This is a genomic window from Paenibacillus agaridevorans (assembly GCF_018604145.1).
Classification (GTDB): domain Bacteria; phylum Bacillota; class Bacilli; order Paenibacillales; family Paenibacillaceae; genus Pristimantibacillus; species Pristimantibacillus agaridevorans.
This window is the reverse complement of the sequence record NZ_CP075889.1, coordinates 7872354-7889247: the sequence shown is the minus strand read 5'-3', so window position 1 is coordinate 7889247 and position 16894 is coordinate 7872354. Positions and strand designations below refer to the sequence as shown.

The following is a 16894-nucleotide window of genomic DNA, read 5'->3' as shown; positions in this document are numbered from 1 at the left end:
TCCTCAGCCCTTCAAACCGGTCGTGGCGATGCCTTCCACGAAATATTTTTGAGCCATAAAAAATACCGCGATGCAAGGCAAAATCGTAACGACCGACATCGCCATGACCTGATTCCAATTGACCGCTCCCTCGTTGTCGAGCACCATTCTCAGACCAAGCGCAACCGTATACTTCGAAACGCTGTTAATATAGATCAGCGCCGTAAAGAACTCGTTCCACGTCCAGATGAACTGGAAGATGCATACCGAGACGAGCGCCGGGGCCGCTAGAGGAATCAGTACGCGTACCAGAATGCCGAACGAATTGCATCCGTCGATAACCGCGGCCTCGTCGAGATCGCGCGGAATGCCGCGCAGAAACTGTACGAGCAAAAATACGAAGAAGGCGTTAACCGCCAACAGAGCGGGCACGTAAAACGGCAAATACGTATTCAGCCAGTTGAATTCCTTGAACAGCAGATAACGCGGGATCATGATAACCGCGTCCGGCAGCATCAGCGTCGAGATCATAAGCGTAAACAACAGACCTTTGCCTCGGAATTTAAAACGGGCGAAGCCATAAGCGACGAGCAGGCTGGAAGCAGCCGTGAGTACGACCACCGGAATAACCAACAGCAGCGTATTGCCGAAGAAGGTGCTGAAGTTCGTCCGCCCTACCCCCTGCCAGCCTCGAGAATAAGCATCCCACACAAATTCGCCGGGCCATAAGCTGATGCTGGAAAAAATATCGGCGTTCGGCTTGAACGAAGACGAGATCAGCCATAGCAACGGATACAAAAACAGGATAGAGAACACCGACAAGACGATAACCGTCCATAGCTTGCGTCTCCTCACTTGCCGTCACCTCCGTCTTCGTAATGCGCCCAGCGGTTGGAGGTCTTGAACAGCACGAACGTGAAGACCAGAATGATCAGGAACAAGATCCAGGATTGCGCGGACGCGTATCCCATCTTAAAGAACTGGAAGGCGTTGTCGTACAGCATCATTCCGTACAAATAGGTAGACTTCATGGGCCCGCCGTCCGTTATGACGAACGCAGCCGTGAACTGCTGGAAGGCATTGATCATCTGCATGATCAGATTAAACAGCACGATCGGCGTCAACAGGGGCAGCGTGACGGAGAAAAACGTTCTCGCGCGCGAAGCTCCGTCCACCTTGGATGCCTCGTAAAGCTCCGCCGGAACTTGCTTTAGACCTGCGAGGAACAGCACCATCGACGATCCGAATTCCCAGACGGGAAGCAGTGTAATCGTGAACAGAGCCAGGTTGGGATCTCCCAGCCAGTTCACAGGCGGCAAAGAGAAATAGGAGAGCATCTCGTTCACGAGTCCTTCTCTCATGAACATGAACCGCCACAGTACGGATACCGCGACGCTGCCGCCTAATATCGATGGCAGGTAATAGATGGTGCGATAGATGGAGATTCCTCGCATCTTGACGTTCAGCAGCATCGCCACCAGCAAAGCGACGATCAGCTTGAGCGGCACTGCTATGACTACGTATAACAGCGTCACCCGCAGCGACTGCACGAATACAGGGTCTTTCGTAAAAATTTCAATATAGTTAGCGAGTCCGACAAACGATTGCTCGCGAACCATGTTATAGTCGGTAAACGAATAGATAAACGAGGCAACGAACGGAACGAGCGTGAGCACGATAAATCCGATCAGCCACGGACTGATGTATAAATATGCGACCAAGCTCCCGGGCTTCCGCTTCCTTCGCTTGCCCTCGGAGCCGGGAGTCTGTCCCCCCGCCGCCTGCGCCGATTGATGTGTCATAACCCTTCGTCCCTTCTTTGCCTTACTTGATTAAGGCCAGCTTGTCCTTCAGACGGTCCGTCAGCTCGCTTGCCGCGGCATCCGGCGCAACCTTGCCGAAGGCAACCCGCTCCAAAATGTCTTGCGCGATCTGGTTAAGCTCCTGATTGCTGCTGAGCCCGTTTACCGGCTCGCCGGGATTCGAAAGCGCAAGATCAACCGCCTTGGCCACGGTCGGATCGATCAGTCCTTCCTCTACCAGCTTGTCGGCGTTGGCCTTGACGACTGGCACGCTGAATACATCTTTCAGGACGAGCGAAGCTTCTTCCGACGTCAGCAGCCAGCTGGCGAATTTCGCGGCTTCTTCCGGATGCTTCGACTTCTTGTTGATCGCGAGCGGATTGCTCGGATTGACAAGCACGGCCGACGTCTTGGCATCGCTCGGCACCGGGAACATGGCAACATCCACTTCAGGCGTGTACGTCTTTACTTTAGCGATCGTGGAGGCCAGCGTGAACATCATGCCGATGTTGCCGTTCTGCCATTGCAGGTTGTCCGCCATATCCGGGTAAAGACTGCTCTCCGCCACGGGCTGGATCACGCCGTCCGCGATCAGTTGCTGATAATAGGAAAATGCTTTGGCAACGTCCTCTTCGGCGAAACCAACCGTTTTATCGTTTTGTATCCACTGATTGCCGGTGAGCTGATTTACGAAAGGCTGCAGGAAGATCCGGTAATCGAACATGCCGAGCAAATATGCGTTGGCGTCCTTCTCGTGGACCTGCTTGCCGATGGTATGAATCGTCTCCCAATCCCATACCGTGTCATGGGCAATGTCGAATCGGTCGAAAAACTCCTTGTTATATAACGTAATCATGCCATTGGCACCCATCGGAAGCCCGACAAGCTTGCCGTCGTACACCGCGTAGCTGTCCAGAAACTCCTTGTCGAACGCATCCAGATTGAGGTAATCCTTAAGCGTGTTCAAATCGAGAACCAGATCGCCTTTAACCGCGATTTCGTCGATCCAGTCTACCGAGAGCGGCGTCAAATCCGGCGCCGTTCCACCCGCAAATTGCGTGACCAGCTTCTGATAATAGCCTTCGAACCCGCCGTACTCCGGTTCAATAACCACGTTAGGATTGGCTTCCGTATAGATGTCGATCGCTTCCAGCAATGCCTTGTGGCGAACCTCGGAGCCCCACCACGAGAAACGCAGCGTGACCTTTTCGCCGTCTTTCTTTCCTTCCGCCGCTTTGCCGCCGTTCTCGTCTGATCCGCAAGCCGTCAGCGCCGCCGCCGCAAGCATGGCGACGAGCGGCAGAGCGACCGCTCTCTTCCAATATCTGTTCCCCATTCTCTATTCCCCCTCGCCTATAGTGATTACGATTTTTACTATATCGTTATTATGCCATCGATAACAGGCACGCAAGATGACGAATGGTATCCCTTTTTGGTCCATTTGGGACAAAAGGTATCCGAAATTGACATGTCCTCCATATCGGAGAACAGTTGGCAACATGGAAGGATATTCCCTAGCGCGCCGCTAAGGGTGCGTCTGTACAAACGGAAACATTTCCTTTATGCTGTTAACCATGAAATCGTTTGCAATTATTCCGTGGATGAAAGGATCGGATCGCAATGAAATACAAGCTGTTGCTTGCGGACGACGAAGCCGAAATTCGCAACGGATTGTCGCAATATTTTCCTTGGAACGAGGTCGGCTTCGAGCTGATAGGACAATGCGGGGACGGCAAGGAGGCTTTGGAATTCATAGCAAATCGCGAGGTAGACGCGCTGCTGTGCGACATCCGCATGCCGATTATGTCGGGGCTGGACGTCGCCCGCACGCTGCATGAGGCAAAGAGCCGAGTCAAGGTTCTGTTCCTGAGCGGCTACAAGGATTTCGAATACGCCAAGCAGGCGATCGTATACGATGTCAAAAGTTATATCGTCAAACCGACCAAATATCAGGAGTTGTTCGAGGTGTTCACCTCGCTCAAGATGGAACTCGACGAGGAGCGCGGCGCGGGCGGCGCGGACGCCTCCTTTAACGAGAAGGTCGTCAGAACCATTCGAGATTACGTCGCCGCGAATTACGCGCGTGCAACGCTGGAGGAAGCTGCAAGTCTGGTCCATATGAACCCGCATTACGTCAGTAAATACTTTAAGGAAAAGACGGGCGAAAACTTCTCCGATTACGTGGTGTCGGTTCGGATGAACAAAGCGGCGGAGTTGCTGAAGGACATTCGGTACAAAACTTATCAGGTGAGCGAGATGGTGGGCTACAGCTACGCCAAAAACTTCACGCGGACCTTCAAGCGTTACCACGGCATGAGTCCGCGCGAATTCCGCCAGCTGTCCGGGTTGAACGAGTAACGGGGCCGACATGAGAAAACGATTTTTCGTAAAAAACATGCTGCTTTTCCTTATTCCTTTGCTTATTCCGACCATCGTGCTCGGAACGCTGTCGATCGTCATTACGAAGCAAAACCGGGAAGGAGAGACCGCGCGCGACAATCTGCAGCTGGTGCATCAAATCGATCGCAACATGGAGCTTGTCTTCCAAGATATCGAGACGCTTGGCATCAGCATGGGCACGCCCGAAGTGCTGTACCAGCTGGAAGAAATATTGCGTACCCAATATGTAACGTTCGATAACCAACGCCTCTTGGGAATGATGCGCAATCTGATCGACAGCCCGGCGAACGCCAAACCGTTTATCCAATCCATCTACGTCCACGTAAACAATCCCTACAATCAGTTTCTCGCTAGCGGAACGGGACTCTCGACGCTCGATCGTTATCCCGACTCCGACTGGCTGGAGCGTTTTCGCGCCAGGGAAAACCCGGTCGGCATCCTGCTCGAGCAACGCCAAATTCAGCGTTACAGCTTCGAAGATCCGATTGCGGTAACCACGCTGTACAAGCCGCTGACCTCCCTGCTTACGGGAGGAGCCATCGGCGTCATCGCGGTTAATATCTATACAGACTACCTGGATCGATGGCTCCAATCGTTCGCGAGCATGGACGGCCAGCATCTGATCATTTTGGACGAAGCCGGGGGGATCCTGTTCCGGAATCAAACCTCGATCCTTCCCGATTCGGTGCAAGAAAAGCTGTCGTCGCTGTCGCCTGATACCAGGAGCTTCGACGTGGAGCTGGATAAACAAACGTTCGCCGGCACGCAGCTTATGTCCGGCATGCACGACGGTTGGCGCTATATTTCGCTAGTGCCCAAAGACGAGCTCAACCGAATATCGTTCCGACTTAGCCAGTCCACCGTTTATGTCGTCGCGCTTTCGTTCCTGCTTGGCTTGGCGCTGACTTACCTGCTGACCAGACGATCGCTTAGACATATCCACCGCATGATCTCCATTATCAAATCGGCCGAGAAAGGACTCCCTTTGCCCGAAATCCCCAGCGCTGGCAAGGGCGAGGACGAATACGGCTATATCATTCAGACGATGACGCGCAACTTTATACAGTCCAACTATCTGGGCGTCCAGCTATCCGAGAAGAAGTTCAGACTTCAGGCGGCGGAGCTGCTCGCGCTGCAATCGCAAATCAATCCCCACTTCCTGTTCAACACGCTGGAGACGCTGAACTGGAAGGCGATGGCGTTGACCGGCAGGCCGAACGAAGTCAACGACATGTTGGAGCATCTGTCGGAGCTGTTGCGGTATACGCTGGACAAGCCGGGCCGGATCGTTCCGTTAATGAAGGAGATCGACTATACGAAACATTACGTCGCGATTCAGCAGATTAGATACGGCGATAAGTTCCGGTGCGTCTGGGCTTACGATCCCGACGATATCCAACCATACAGTACCGTCAAGCTCGTCCTGCAGCCACTGATCGAGAACAGTCTTTATCACGGCATTAAGGAGATGGCCGGCAACGGGGGGATCAAAATCAAGCTAGTTCGTTATCCCGGGTGGACGGCTATCTCCGTCATCGACAACGGGGTTGGCATGTCAAAAGAACGGCTGAAAGAAATACGCCGTTCGGTCGCCATGCATTTGGAGGATGACTACGGAAATACGGGGGATGCGGGGGATACGGGCGATGCAGGCCACATCGGCCTGGCCAACACCAATCGAAGAATCCGGCTGGCTTACGGCACGGATGAAGGGTTGCAAATTCTTAGCAAACAAGGGCTTGGTACCGTCGTCCGGCTAAAGATTCCGGATTGAGGTGCCGTATCGCGGCTACGTCTACCGATACTGCTCGTACAGCTGTTCCACATGAGGGGCTGGCCCCACGCCAAGCTCCTCGTGCAACAACTGCTTGTAGGAGGCGTAACAATCCCGAAGCGATTGCCGGTCACCCATTGCTCCGTAGGCTTGCAGCAGCAGCATACGCGCCTCTTCGTCGAACGCATTGCGAGCCGCAATTCGGCCGGCGATCCGGGTTACTTCCCTGTATTGCTTCTGAGCCAGGAGCCAGACGGCCAGGCGTCTGGCGAATGACTCGTATCGGATGGTCAATCGTTCCCGCTCGGCGTCGGCCCAATCAAAGGCGCTGCCTTCGAACAGTTCGCCCGTGAACCGGCTTTCCAACTTGATCGCGGCGGCCGCATTGCTCTCGTTGACCTCCGGACATTGCTGCAGTTCCTCTTCGAACCGGATAAAGTCGACATCCGCGCAATCGAGATCGACCCGATATTTTTCTTGGGCGGACACGACCATTTCCTTGCATCCATGCTCCGATAATACTTTCCTAAGCTGGTATACCGCTGTATAGAGATACCGTTCCGCATTCTTAAAAGGCATGTCCGGGAATAGCTCCTCTATTACCCGCGCCTTGGCCACGCTGCGTCCTCGATGATTGACCAGGTAAGCGAACAACTCCATGCTTTTGCGGGATATCCATCTCACATTACCCGTCTGCTCGCCGCCTGCTTCGAAGCAACCCAATCCGCGTACTTCTAGTCGGCTGGCCGTCGAATCTCTTGTCTGCGCCTGCGCTTCGGGGACGGCTCGGCCGGCCGCAGCTCTGGAGATGGTCTGAGCCAATCGTTTCCTCGATATGGGCTTGACCATATAGTCGAGCGGGTATACATCGTAAGCCTGCATGGCGAAACCCGTATGGGAAGTCGTAAACACGATGTCCAGACCGGCATTCAGCGAACGCAAGCGGCGGGCCAGATCCAAGCCGCTGTCCTCGGCAAGCTGGATGTCCAGAAAGGCCAAGTCCACTTCCGTGCGATGTACAAAGTCCAGCGCCTCCGCGGCGCTCTGGAAAGCTCCGACAAGCTCCACGCCTTCGATCTTTGCCAGCAGCAATCGCATGGCGAGCAACATGGCATGCTCATCGTCGACCAGGAGAACCTTCATAATGGAGTGCCGCCTCTCATTGTAAATTTAAACAAGCTACCTTCGCCTGCCCTGCTTTCAACCGTCAAGTTCCCTTCGCTGCGCAATATGAATTGTCGCGTAACAAGCAATCCCAGCCCGGCCCCTGTCTCGCCGGAGGTGCCTTCTAATGATCCAAGCTGCTTATCCTCCAACAATCGCCGAACCTGCTCTTGACTCATGCCTATTCCGTTATCGCGGACGGATACGATAACCGTCCCGCCCGATTGTTCCGCGCCAACATGAACCGCGCCGCCTGATCCGGTGAATTTGATGGCATTGGACAGCAAATTCCGCAGGATCAATCCTAGTGCTTCCCGGTCTGCATACACCCGTATGCCCGAATCAACCGAATGCGTCACGTCGATTTGCTTCGCCCCGCTATAAATATGAAGCAAGTGAATACAGTCCTCGACAACCTCGATCAGCTCCAGTTCTCGCGGGCGAAGCGCCATATCTTCGCGCTGGCTGCGGAACCACTCCAGCAGGTTCGTGGACATGCCGAGCGTATTTCGAATCTGACCGCCCAACTGTGCTATGATTTCCTGATGATCGGCCTGGAAGCCGTCGCGATCCTCCTCCAGCAATTCAATTAATTGAAACTGCAGCGCGAGCGGACCGCGAATATCATGAGATACTATGGCAATAAGCTGATCCTTCAGTTGATTCAATTGCGCGATCTGCTCCAGATCCCGCTGCTTCTCCGTAATATCGACAATAAGCGAAATATTGCCTTGTCCTTGCATTCGCAAGGTATGGAGCGGATACACGTTGACGCGGTACCTCTTCCGCTCTCCATCCACCACGGCTTCGATCTCGACGCTCCCTTGCTGCATCGCCTTGCACAGAGCAAGCCAATCCGGCCAGAACGCCAGCAAGTCCGAGATGTTCCGTTCGGCAATAGAGGAGTAACCAAGCTGGTCAAACCATAAGGAAGACTGCTTGTTGCTGTCGATTACCTTTCCGGAAGCATTGGCAACCACGATGCTTTCTTGCAACGTATCCAGCACAAGATTTCTGGCAAAAGGAACTAGAGAAAAAAACTTGGACCGCAAAATAATAATTAACATAAGCGAGCCGAGAAACCCGCAATACACCGTTAACGGAAGCAGCCAAGAGGACCATTGCGGATTTGCGAATTTCACAATTTCCAACACGAACGAAAAAGAGGATAGGAACAACACCCACATTCCCGGCTTGCGCAAATCGCTGCGAATATTCCTCATATATTGAAACAGGGCATATAGGCTGGCGGCCAATACAAGAAAACAAAGCAACGTGAAAGACATAGAGTAGGCAGTCCGCGTAATGGTCAATTGCCCGTCTACAAGCTCAATCGATCGATAGATCCAGTGCAGCTTGGGATCGAGCCACATCTGCGTCGACCACAACGCGAAACCAGCGAGCAGGCCTATCTTCCATCTTGTCTTCATAGGCTTGTCCGGATATATTCATTCCAGGACGAACAGGATAAAGAACGGTACCATGAGGTTAAGCGCAGTTTGGAAAACATTGTGGAAGAACAGCTTCTCGGTTAAAGCGTGAACGCTATTCGCCAAAATAACGCCGCTGGCGTACACAAATCGGCATACGATCAAGCCTAGCAAGTATCGTATGCCTCGCTGTCTTCGAAAGCTGTAAACCGAGATAAAAATAATGCCGATCATGATGAGAGAAGCAATCATAAAGAGAAGCTCTATTGTTGCGCTCATATAGGAGGGTCCTTTGGTCCAATTTATAGTGCGTGTTCAAAAAGTTCGGTTTTCAGCACCGAGAAGATTGGATGAAGGTAGAAACTGAGGAGCGGAGCGTAGTGAAAGCTACGTGAGCACCGGAAGTTTCGCCTGAATTCAAGATTCGATGTCGAATACGCTTCTTGGCATACTTCGTGATGGGAAGCGGACTTTTTGAACAACCTTTTGTAGTAGATTAAAGTACCCCTTCATTATAAAACGCACCCTCATGCCTGACAAGAAACGGGACGATTTCCGAAAATAGCCCCGTCGCAGATCCCCGCCGTGTCGGGTTTTCTCCCTTCAGCCCAGCTATAGTTATGAGAGGTTGCTTAATTGTGCATTTTCGCACAATTGTTGTCCTGTATACCGTATCTGCAAGTTACTCGCCAAATTATTGCTTTAAGTAAGGTGGAACGTCTGCGCCGTCCAACCCGGACAATGGGCTGATTTACTGAATAATTTGCCACAAGCGAAGAATCGTAACCGCCGCTTCCGCTCGGGTCGCCAAGCCGTTCGGAACGAATAGATTGTCGCCTCGCCCGAAGAGCAAGCCGTGTTGTGCCGCCGTGTAGATGTACGCTCGCGCCCAATCCGGAATATCTGCGTCATCGGCGAATGGAGCAGTTGTGTCTCCGGTAAGACTCGCCTCTCCGCTTGTGCTTGCCTCCCCATTTGTGCTCGCCTCTCCGCTAAGGCTCCGTTCCATGGCTCTTGTCATCATGGCCGCCATTTCCGAGCGGTTTACCGTTTGCAACGGTCTCAGCGTACCGTCCAAATACCCTTCCAGCACGCCTGCGTTCACCGCGGCGCTTGCGACATCCTTCGCCCAATTCGGAATCCGGTCGGCGTCGGAGAACGTAAGCGCGCGGCTCTCCCCCTCGGAAGAAATGTCGAGCGCACGCAACAGCATTGCCGCAAACTCTATCCGCGTGACCTGCCGCTGCGGATGAAACATTCCCGCGTCATCGCCTTGAACAAGACCTTGCGCAGCCGCTTCGCATATCGGCTCTTCCGCCCAGTGACCCGCAATATCGCGGAACGCGCAAGCTGTCGGTTCGGGCTGTTCCTGATCGGCAAGGCGAACAATCGTCAGGCGGTAGGTTTTCACCGTTCCGTTCTCCGCTGTCACCTTGATGTCGAACAGGTTGTCTCCTTCGGCAAGATCAAGCGTCCAAATGCCCGAAGCAGGGAGCCGCGCCTCCTTCAACGTGACAGTCGCCCCGCTGTGCGCCTTAACAATTCGAATGTCTATCTGCTCCGCAACCGTCTCCAGCCTGTAGCTCGTGGTCTCCGGAGCAAATAACGGCGTCAGTTGTTGTTCCGCTCCATCTGCAGTTATCGTCAGTTGTTTAAGATCGGCATTGCTCGAATAATACACCGGGATGCTCCGTGCATTTACGCGAACGGTACGCGTCACCTCTGCAGCCAGATTGCCGGCGCTGTCTTGCGCTCTATATGTCAGTTCGTAGTCGCCGAGAGTCAGGTGTTCAACGTGGCCTGTGACCGTCACGAGCACAGCGCCTTCCAAGGCGTCTTCGGCCGTCGCTCCCGGGTCGACAAAGACATCTCCCGTCAGAATCGACATCGTTGCGCTGCCCAGAAGCGTAATGACCGGCGCGGTCACGTCTACCGTGAACGTGTTCGTATCCGAATCTGGTCCGCCATTGCCCGCCGCATCTTCTGCACGCACCACTATGCTATGGTCGCCTTCGCCAAGGGCGTTTGGCGGCGTCCACGTCCAAGTGCCTCCCGCTCCGACCGGCACAGACTCGGCATCACTTCCGTCCAGGTTGATCGTCACCGTGCTGCCTGGCTCTGCTGTCCCGCTGATCGTCGGCGTGGTGTCGTTCAGACTGGCTCCGTCAGTCGGAACCGTCAGCACCGGCGCAGTCGGGGGCGTCGTATCCACCGTGAACGTATTCGTATCCGAATCTGTTCCACCATTGCCTGCCGCATCTGTCGCACGCACTTGTACCGTATGGTCGCCTTCACCAAGCGCGGTCGGCGGTGTCCACGTCCAAGTGCCGCCCGCTCCAACCGACACCGTCCCGACATCGTTGCCGTCCAAGATAATCGTCACCGTGCTGCCCGGCTCTGCTGTGCCGCCAATTGCCGGCGTGGTGTCGTTCAGACTGGCTCCGTCAGTCGGAACCGTCAGCTCCGGCGCGGCCGGTGCTGTCGTATCCACCGTGAACGTACGTGCGGCGGAGCCTGGGCCGACATTGCCGGCAGCATCTTCTGCACGCACTTGTACCGTATGGTCACCTTCGCCAAGCGCGGTTGGCGGCGTCCACGTCCAAGTGCCGCCCGCTCCGACCGGCACAGACCCGGCATCACTGCCGTCCAAGATAATCGTCACCGTGCTGCCCGGCTCTGCTGTGCCGCTAATCGTCGGCGTGGTGTCGTTCAGACTGGCTCCGTCAGTCGGACCCGTCAGCTCCGGCGCGGCCGGGGCTGTTGTATCGTTTATGTCAAAAAAGAATGTCTGCTCCCATGCGTGTGCACCAACCTTATCCTCGACGGTTACAATCAGATGATAAGTTCCAGCCGGATATTGAACCTCGTCAAAGGTAACCGTCCATTCTGCAAGCGGCTGACTCAGGCCACTGGCATTCAAGGTGTACTCCTTTTCCGCCACCATGGCATCTTGTGCATTATTAAGCGCCAACCGTATCTTAAGCGATTCTCCGATACTTCCGTCACGGACCGTCACATTCACCGCAAGCTCGTTGCCCGGCGCACTCGTTCCATAATCCGACTCCAACTGGGCGACCCGCACCTCCGGCGCAAAGCGATTCAAGTAAGGCAGGCTCTCTCCATCCCGTATCCCCCAGATTGCCGAATTCCAGCCGTCATAGGTGTTCCAGTCCAGCATGTCGGATTCGCTAACGGAGCCGTCATAATCCGCTCCTCCTCCGACCGCGGCCAATGGCGGAACCGTAGCTTTCCAGTAGGAATCATTCAAATGTATGGTTGGAGGAGGGCTTGTCCTGCTACCTATCAATCCCCCGGCACTGCCGATTTCGGAAACCACATTTCCACTTGCATAGCTGTTGGTTAACGTAACTGAATTAGATGCCTGTCCTATCAGGCCGCCCGCACCGGGGTAAGACCATGAAACACCGCCGTCCAGCAATGTCACATTGCCGGTTGCATAGCTGTTTATCGCTTGCATAACTGTTGCCCAACCAACCAACCCCCCGGCCATTTCTCCACTCGTAAGAACATCACCGGTTGCATAACTTTGTTCGATTAAAGCTCCGCCTCCAGCTATGCCGGTCAAGCCGCCTGCATACCTGAACGAACCTTCGATCTCTATATGCGCCTCGCTATTCGACATCCCATTTCTCATCTGCCCAACAATCCCTCCGGCGGTGTATCCAATGCCACTAATCGTGCCGCTGACGTAGATGCCTTCGGTTCTCGCGTGATCCGCTATAGCTCCCGCTAAACCGCCTGCCTGAGAGGCCGGGGCAGTAGCGGTAATATCCACATTCTCCAGCCGCACGTTTTTTATCCTTACCGGTGTAGGGAAAACGGGAGTCTGACCATTCACTGACCCAAACAAACCGAGGTAACTTGCCGAGGAGTTGATAGTCATGCCCTTTATTGTATGAAAATCGCCATCAAAAGTCCCTGTGAAATGGGCAGCCTGTCCCCCAATCGGCTCCCAGTTGCCAAACGCGGACAAATCAATATCCGCTCCCAGCTTGTAACTCCCGGTCAAGTTTTCCCGGACGCCATCCAGATCCTCCGCCGTCAGAATCACATAGGGATTAGCTTCGCTGCCATCGCCTCTTCCATCGTAATCATAGGCTGCTTGCACAATCGGCGTCCACAGACCGTTAACCGGCAACGCGGCAAGCAGGAACACCAACAATAAAGCCAGCTGCTTTCTCATCCTATACTCTCTCCATTCCGCTCCTATTATAATATTCCTGTCCAAGTATAACAGAGAGACTTAAAAGAAATCTGAAAGAGCCCCTCGATAGACTCGATCACAGGGAATAACCTTGTCCCTGCCTGCGTTCTCCTTAACGCATAACAAAAAGCACCTCTACGACTTCATTGGCTAATACATCTTCCAATGGTTGATGATAGAGGTGCGTGAAACCAATGAAAAAATCTCCAGAAGGTGATTCAAAAAACCAAAACGTCCAGTCGCATATTGGCTCCATTATGATTCAATAGTGTCATTTCTGTCCGCTAGATTTTGTTTGAGGTTAAAATCGGCCAAATAGCGTCGCTGGTGTCTGTTAGATTTTTTAATCTTTTGTTCTCAAGTCTGGCAGGTTTAGAACAGCTTCACCGCCGCCAACCACTCCTCGGCGATCAACCCGTGGCCGGCCGCCGTCGGGTGGACGCCGTCCCAGAGCCAATAGGCCGCGTCCGTTCGCGATGCGGCTTGGTCGAACGCGGCTTGCAGCGGTACATGCACGGTGCCGAATTCGCCGCTTAATTGCCGTACGACTTCGCGATACTCGCTTAGCTTGCGTGACCAGCCTTCCCAGTTGTCAGCCAGTGTACCTGCCTCCAGGATAAACGGCTCGCACAACACAAGCTTCGTATCCGGCAGCACCTCCCTGGTCTCCTCAAGCAAATGCCTGTACGCCCGCTCGAACCGATCGGTCGCTCCGCTCGGCAGTCCATTTATGATACGCGAAGCGTCGTTGACGCCGATCAGGATGCTGAGGACATCCGGCTCCAGACTAATGGCGTCCTCGTTCCACCTGGCATACAAGTCCGACACGCGATTCCCGCTGACACCGCGATTGATGAAACGGGGACGCGCTTCCGCATGATGTTGCCCCAGCTTGCTGGCAATCAGATACGGGTAGCTGTGCCCCATAATATGATTAAGATCCTCGTTGCGCCCGCGTCCTCCATCCGTGATGGAATCGCCTTGAAACAATACCGTTAAGCTTTCTCCCATGTCACTCTTCCCCTTACCCGCATTAAAGTAATTGCTCTTCTTTACTTAACCCTTAAAGGCGCCGGCCGTCAAGCCAAAAAAGCTGAGAAACGATTTCCGTTTCCCAGCCCTTTTCATTCGTCACCCTTCTTCGGCTTGAGAGCGAACAAGGCGACCAGACAGCAGACGATTCCGATCGCCGCGAACATGTAGAACAGCCATCTTTCCTGTTTCATCAGCGTTGATGCAACTAACGGGCCCCCGGCCACTCCGATAAATCTCGCGCTGCTGTATAGTGAAGTAATGGTGCCTCGCTCTTCCTTCTCGATACCCTCCGTGATCAACGCATCCAGACTGGGCAGCGACATGCCGATGCCCATTCCCCCCAGGAAAAGCAGAACGATCAGCCAAACTAGAGAGTCCGTGCGATGAAGCCCGCAGACGATCATCGTGGCGGACAAAAGCGCCAGTCCGATGACCGTGCACCACTTCATGACGGTTTTCTTCTTGCCGATGATCTTCCCCGCAGCGAACGATGACGAACATATGGCGAATAACGGTATGGCAAGCACAAGCCCCTTCTGAATATTCTTGATGCTGTATTCGTCTTCCAGCGTGTTGGAGAGATAATAGAGGAACCCGAACATAATAAACATGGCCATGCATCCGATCAGGAAAATAGCGTAAAGCCAAAGCCCGTTCCTGGCTAACGTCTCTTTGAGGCCGCGAAGAAATTCGCGGAATCCCGGGGCTTCGCCTTCTTGCTGCTTCGGCGCTTTCACCAGGATGGCGACCGCCGCTATGGACAGGACCGACAGGAACGGAATGACGGCCAGCGGTAGATACCAAACGACCATTGCGAGGGCGGACCCCAGCACGGGACTGACCACCTTGCCGAATGTATTGGACGTTTCGATAATGCCAAGCGAATTGCTTACCTCATCATCGCTTTTGAACATATCGCCAACAATTGGCAAGACGATCGGGAAGGCTCCTGCCGCTCCGATCCCCTGAACGAATCTCCCTGCCAGAATCGTCCAATAAGCGCCGGTACTGAGCAACCAGGCCCCTAGCCCGGAGATCGCGCCGCCAATGGCCGTTATGGACAAGCCGATCAGGATGATCTTCTTCCTGCCATGCTTATCGGATAAGTATCCCGCAATGGGAATGCACAGGATTGAGATAGCGGCGTATACCGTAATAATAAGGCTTGTTTGAATGCCGGTAATGCCCATTTTTTTCTGCATAAGCGGCAGTACGGGTATCAGCATCGAATTAGCCAATGTCATAATCAAAGGGATGCTCGCCAGTGCAGCCAAATCCCATTTTTTCTTCTCCATCTCGCGTCTGGTCCCCATTCGATATAAGGCTTACACCTCAATAATGACGGGCAAAATCATCGGACGTCTGCGCGTTCGCTCCAAGATGAGACTGCCGCAGCTTTTGCGGATGACATGCTTCAGCACCGACCACTTGCGATTCTCGCCCGCCAGCAGCTCCGAAACGTCCGCGGTTACTCTCTGATTCAACTCGGCCAGCAACGCCTCTGATTCCTTAACGTGCACGAACCCCCGTGTAATAATCTCCGGTCTGGATAACAGGGCCCCCTCATCGCTGCTGAGCGTCACCACGACAATCAGAATGCCATCCTCCGCCAAATGTTTGCGGTCCCGCAGGACAACGTTTCCGACATCGCCGATGCCCAGACCATCGATCAGCGTATTGCCTGCGGTCACCTTGCGGTTCTGCTCCGCACCATGCCGGGTAACGTTCAGCACGTCGCCATTGCGCATAAGGAATACGTCATTGCCATCCATGCCTACGGATTGAGCCAGTTCCTTATGCCGGACCAACATCCGATACTCTCCGTGGATGGGCACAAAATAGGCTGGCTTCATTAAAGTAAGCATCAGCTTAAGCTCTTCCTGACTCCCATGACCGGAAACATGCATCCCCGTCGATGATCCGGAGCCATGAATCACGTAGGCGCCTCGCAGATACAATTGATCCAGAACGGCGGCTACGCTGCGTTCGTTGCCTGGAATGGGCGATGACGCGAAGATGACCGTATCCTCGGGCAGCAGATCCATTTGAGCAAAGTTGCCGTTGGCTAGGCGCGACAGAGCAGCCATGGGCTCCCCTTGACTTCCCGTGCACAAAATGGCAACCTTGTCCCTTGGGAGCTCGCTAGCATCCTTAATATCGATAAGCATGCCCTCGGGCATCGTCAAATAACCGTAATCCAGCGCGACGTTCACGACGTTAACCATACTTCGTCCCATCAAAGCAAGCTTGCGCTCCGTATGGATCGCCGCGTCGACCACCTGCTGCAGGCGACTCACGTTAGAGGCGAACGTCGACAGGAATACGCGATGCCTGGCCTTCTGGAACGCCTCCATGATCTTGTCTCCGACCAAGCTCTCGGAAGGCGTGAACCCCGGTCGCTCCGCATTCGTGCTCTCCGATAGAAGCACAAGAACTCCTTCTTCGCCAATTCGGGCCATTTTATGAATCTCGGGATATTGCCCATTCGCCGGAGACAGATCGAACTTGAAGTCCCCCGTATGGACGACCCGGCCGGCCGGCGTATCGAGCACAATGCCAAGGCAATCGGGGATGCTGTGGTTGGTTCGGAAGAAGCTTAGTTTCAACTTGCCTAGCGCAAGCACGGAAGCTGCCGTTATTTCGTGAAGTTCGGTTTTCTTCAGGCGATGCTCCTTCAACTTCAATTCGATCAGGCCAAGCGTGAGACGGGTCGCATACACCGGGACGCGAAGCTGCTTGAGAAAATAAGGGACGCCGCCGATATGATCTTCATGGCCATGCGTAATGACGAGGGCCCGTACTTTATCTTTATTTTGCAGCAGGTAGCCGATATCCGGGGTAATCAAATCAATGCCGAGCAGGCTTTCATCCGGGAATTTCGAGCCACAGTCGATGACCACAAGATCGTCGCCGTATTCAACGACGTACATGTTTTTGCCGATTTCGAATACGCCGCCCAACGCAAAAATCGAAAGGCCGATTTTCGTGTCATTATCTGTAGGATTCGCTTCCATTGAGGACCTCCAGGTTTACATTAATGCGACTATTATGCGTCTCCCGGGTACTCGGTTATACACTCTTCGCA

12 protein-coding genes are annotated in these 16894 nt (G+C 53.9%); 2 read left to right on the top strand and 10 right to left on the bottom strand.

Going from position 1 to position 16894, the window contains the following annotated elements; all coding sequences use genetic code 11:
• Positions 1-3 precede the first annotated feature (3 nt).
• From KJW29_RS31615 to KJW29_RS31605, 3 genes are read right to left on the bottom strand one after another with little or no spacing between them, the layout of a single operon-like run.
• Positions 4-834: a carbohydrate ABC transporter permease gene (locus KJW29_RS31615; RefSeq protein ID WP_214627568.1), complete on the bottom strand. Its 831-nt coding sequence runs from the start codon at positions 832-834 to the stop codon at positions 4-6.
• Entirely contained in the window at positions 831-1781 is a 951-nt protein-coding gene (locus tag KJW29_RS31610; protein ID WP_087572461.1) for a carbohydrate ABC transporter permease, read from the bottom strand. The genes KJW29_RS31615 and KJW29_RS31610 overlap by 4 nt, the downstream gene beginning before the upstream one ends.
• A 22-nt stretch (positions 1782-1803) precedes the next feature.
• A complete protein-coding gene (locus KJW29_RS31605) occupies positions 1804-3117 on the bottom strand; it encodes an ABC transporter substrate-binding protein (protein WP_214627567.1) in 1314 nt (437 codons plus the stop codon).
• A gap of 284 nt (positions 3118-3401) precedes the next feature.
• Between KJW29_RS31605 and KJW29_RS31600 the strand changes: the two genes are divergently transcribed.
• Entirely contained in the window at positions 3402-4139 is a 738-nt protein-coding gene (locus KJW29_RS31600) for a response regulator transcription factor (protein WP_187103582.1), read from the top strand.
• Between the two features lie 10 nt (positions 4140-4149).
• Positions 4150-5955, top strand: a complete 1806-nt coding sequence (locus tag KJW29_RS31595; protein WP_214627566.1) for a sensor histidine kinase — start codon at positions 4150-4152, stop codon at positions 5953-5955.
• Positions 5956-5976: 21 nt separating this feature from the next.
• Here KJW29_RS31595 and KJW29_RS31590 read toward each other — a convergent pair whose 3' ends face one another.
• The 7 genes from KJW29_RS31590 to KJW29_RS31560 all read right to left on the bottom strand — a co-directional run bounded on the left by KJW29_RS31590 (position 5977) and on the right by KJW29_RS31560 (position 16823).
• Positions 5977-7098 carry a response regulator gene (locus tag KJW29_RS31590; protein ID WP_214627565.1) on the bottom strand — a complete coding sequence of 374 codons (1122 nt, stop codon included), beginning with the start codon at positions 7096-7098 and terminating at the stop codon, positions 5977-5979.
• Complete coding sequence (locus KJW29_RS31585) at positions 7095-8549, bottom strand: ATP-binding protein (RefSeq protein ID WP_214627564.1); 1455 nt, start codon at positions 8547-8549, stop codon at positions 7095-7097. Before KJW29_RS31585 ends, KJW29_RS31590 begins: the two co-directional genes overlap by 4 nt.
• Before the next feature lie 18 nt (positions 8550-8567).
• On the bottom strand, positions 8568-8828 hold the full coding sequence (locus KJW29_RS31580) for a hypothetical protein (RefSeq protein WP_214627563.1): 261 nt from the start codon (positions 8826-8828) through the stop codon (positions 8568-8570).
• Positions 8829-9300: 472 nt separating this feature from the next.
• On the bottom strand, positions 9301-12753 hold the full coding sequence (locus KJW29_RS31575) for an Ig-like domain-containing protein (protein WP_214627562.1): 3453 nt from the start codon (positions 12751-12753) through the stop codon (positions 9301-9303).
• Between the two features lie 393 nt (positions 12754-13146).
• On the bottom strand, positions 13147-13785 hold the full coding sequence (locus KJW29_RS31570) for an SGNH/GDSL hydrolase family protein (protein ID WP_214627561.1): 639 nt from the start codon (positions 13783-13785) through the stop codon (positions 13147-13149).
• Positions 13786-13898: 113 nt separating this feature from the next.
• On the bottom strand, positions 13899-15104 hold the full coding sequence (locus tag KJW29_RS31565; RefSeq protein WP_214627560.1) for an MFS transporter: 1206 nt from the start codon (positions 15102-15104) through the stop codon (positions 13899-13901).
• 30 nt (positions 15105-15134) lie between these two features.
• Positions 15135-16823 (bottom strand): ribonuclease J, encoded by a 1689-nt coding sequence (locus KJW29_RS31560; protein ID WP_214627559.1) that lies wholly within the window; start codon positions 16821-16823, stop codon positions 15135-15137.
• Positions 16824-16894 lie beyond the last annotated feature (71 nt).

Excerpts from the sequence above, each read along its gene's own strand:
- KJW29_RS31610 (WP_087572461.1), bottom strand. The coding sequence starts at position 1,781 with ATGACACATCAATCGGCGCAGGCGGCGGGGGGACAGACTCCCGGCTCC.
- KJW29_RS31605 (WP_214627567.1), bottom strand. The coding sequence starts at position 3,117 with ATGGGGAACAGATATTGGAAGAGAGCGGTCGCTCTGCCGCTCGTCGCC.
- KJW29_RS31600 (WP_187103582.1), top strand. The coding sequence starts at position 3,402 with ATGAAATACAAGCTGTTGCTTGCGGACGACGAAGCCGAAATTCGCAAC.
- KJW29_RS31595 (WP_214627566.1), top strand. The coding sequence starts at position 4,150 with ATGAGAAAACGATTTTTCGTAAAAAACATGCTGCTTTTCCTTATTCCT.
- KJW29_RS31590 (WP_214627565.1), bottom strand. The coding sequence starts at position 7,098 with ATGAAGGTTCTCCTGGTCGACGATGAGCATGCCATGTTGCTCGCCATG.
- KJW29_RS31585 (WP_214627564.1), bottom strand. The coding sequence starts at position 8,549 with ATGAAGACAAGATGGAAGATAGGCCTGCTCGCTGGTTTCGCGTTGTGG.
- KJW29_RS31580 (WP_214627563.1), bottom strand. The coding sequence starts at position 8,828 with ATGAGCGCAACAATAGAGCTTCTCTTTATGATTGCTTCTCTCATCATG.
- KJW29_RS31575 (WP_214627562.1), bottom strand. The coding sequence starts at position 12,753 with ATGAGAAAGCAGCTGGCTTTATTGTTGGTGTTCCTGCTTGCCGCGTTG.
- KJW29_RS31570 (WP_214627561.1), bottom strand. The coding sequence starts at position 13,785 with ATGGGAGAAAGCTTAACGGTATTGTTTCAAGGCGATTCCATCACGGAT.
- KJW29_RS31565 (WP_214627560.1), bottom strand. The coding sequence starts at position 15,104 with ATGGAGAAGAAAAAATGGGATTTGGCTGCACTGGCGAGCATCCCTTTG.
- KJW29_RS31560 (WP_214627559.1), bottom strand. The coding sequence starts at position 16,823 with ATGGAAGCGAATCCTACAGATAATGACACGAAAATCGGCCTTTCGATT.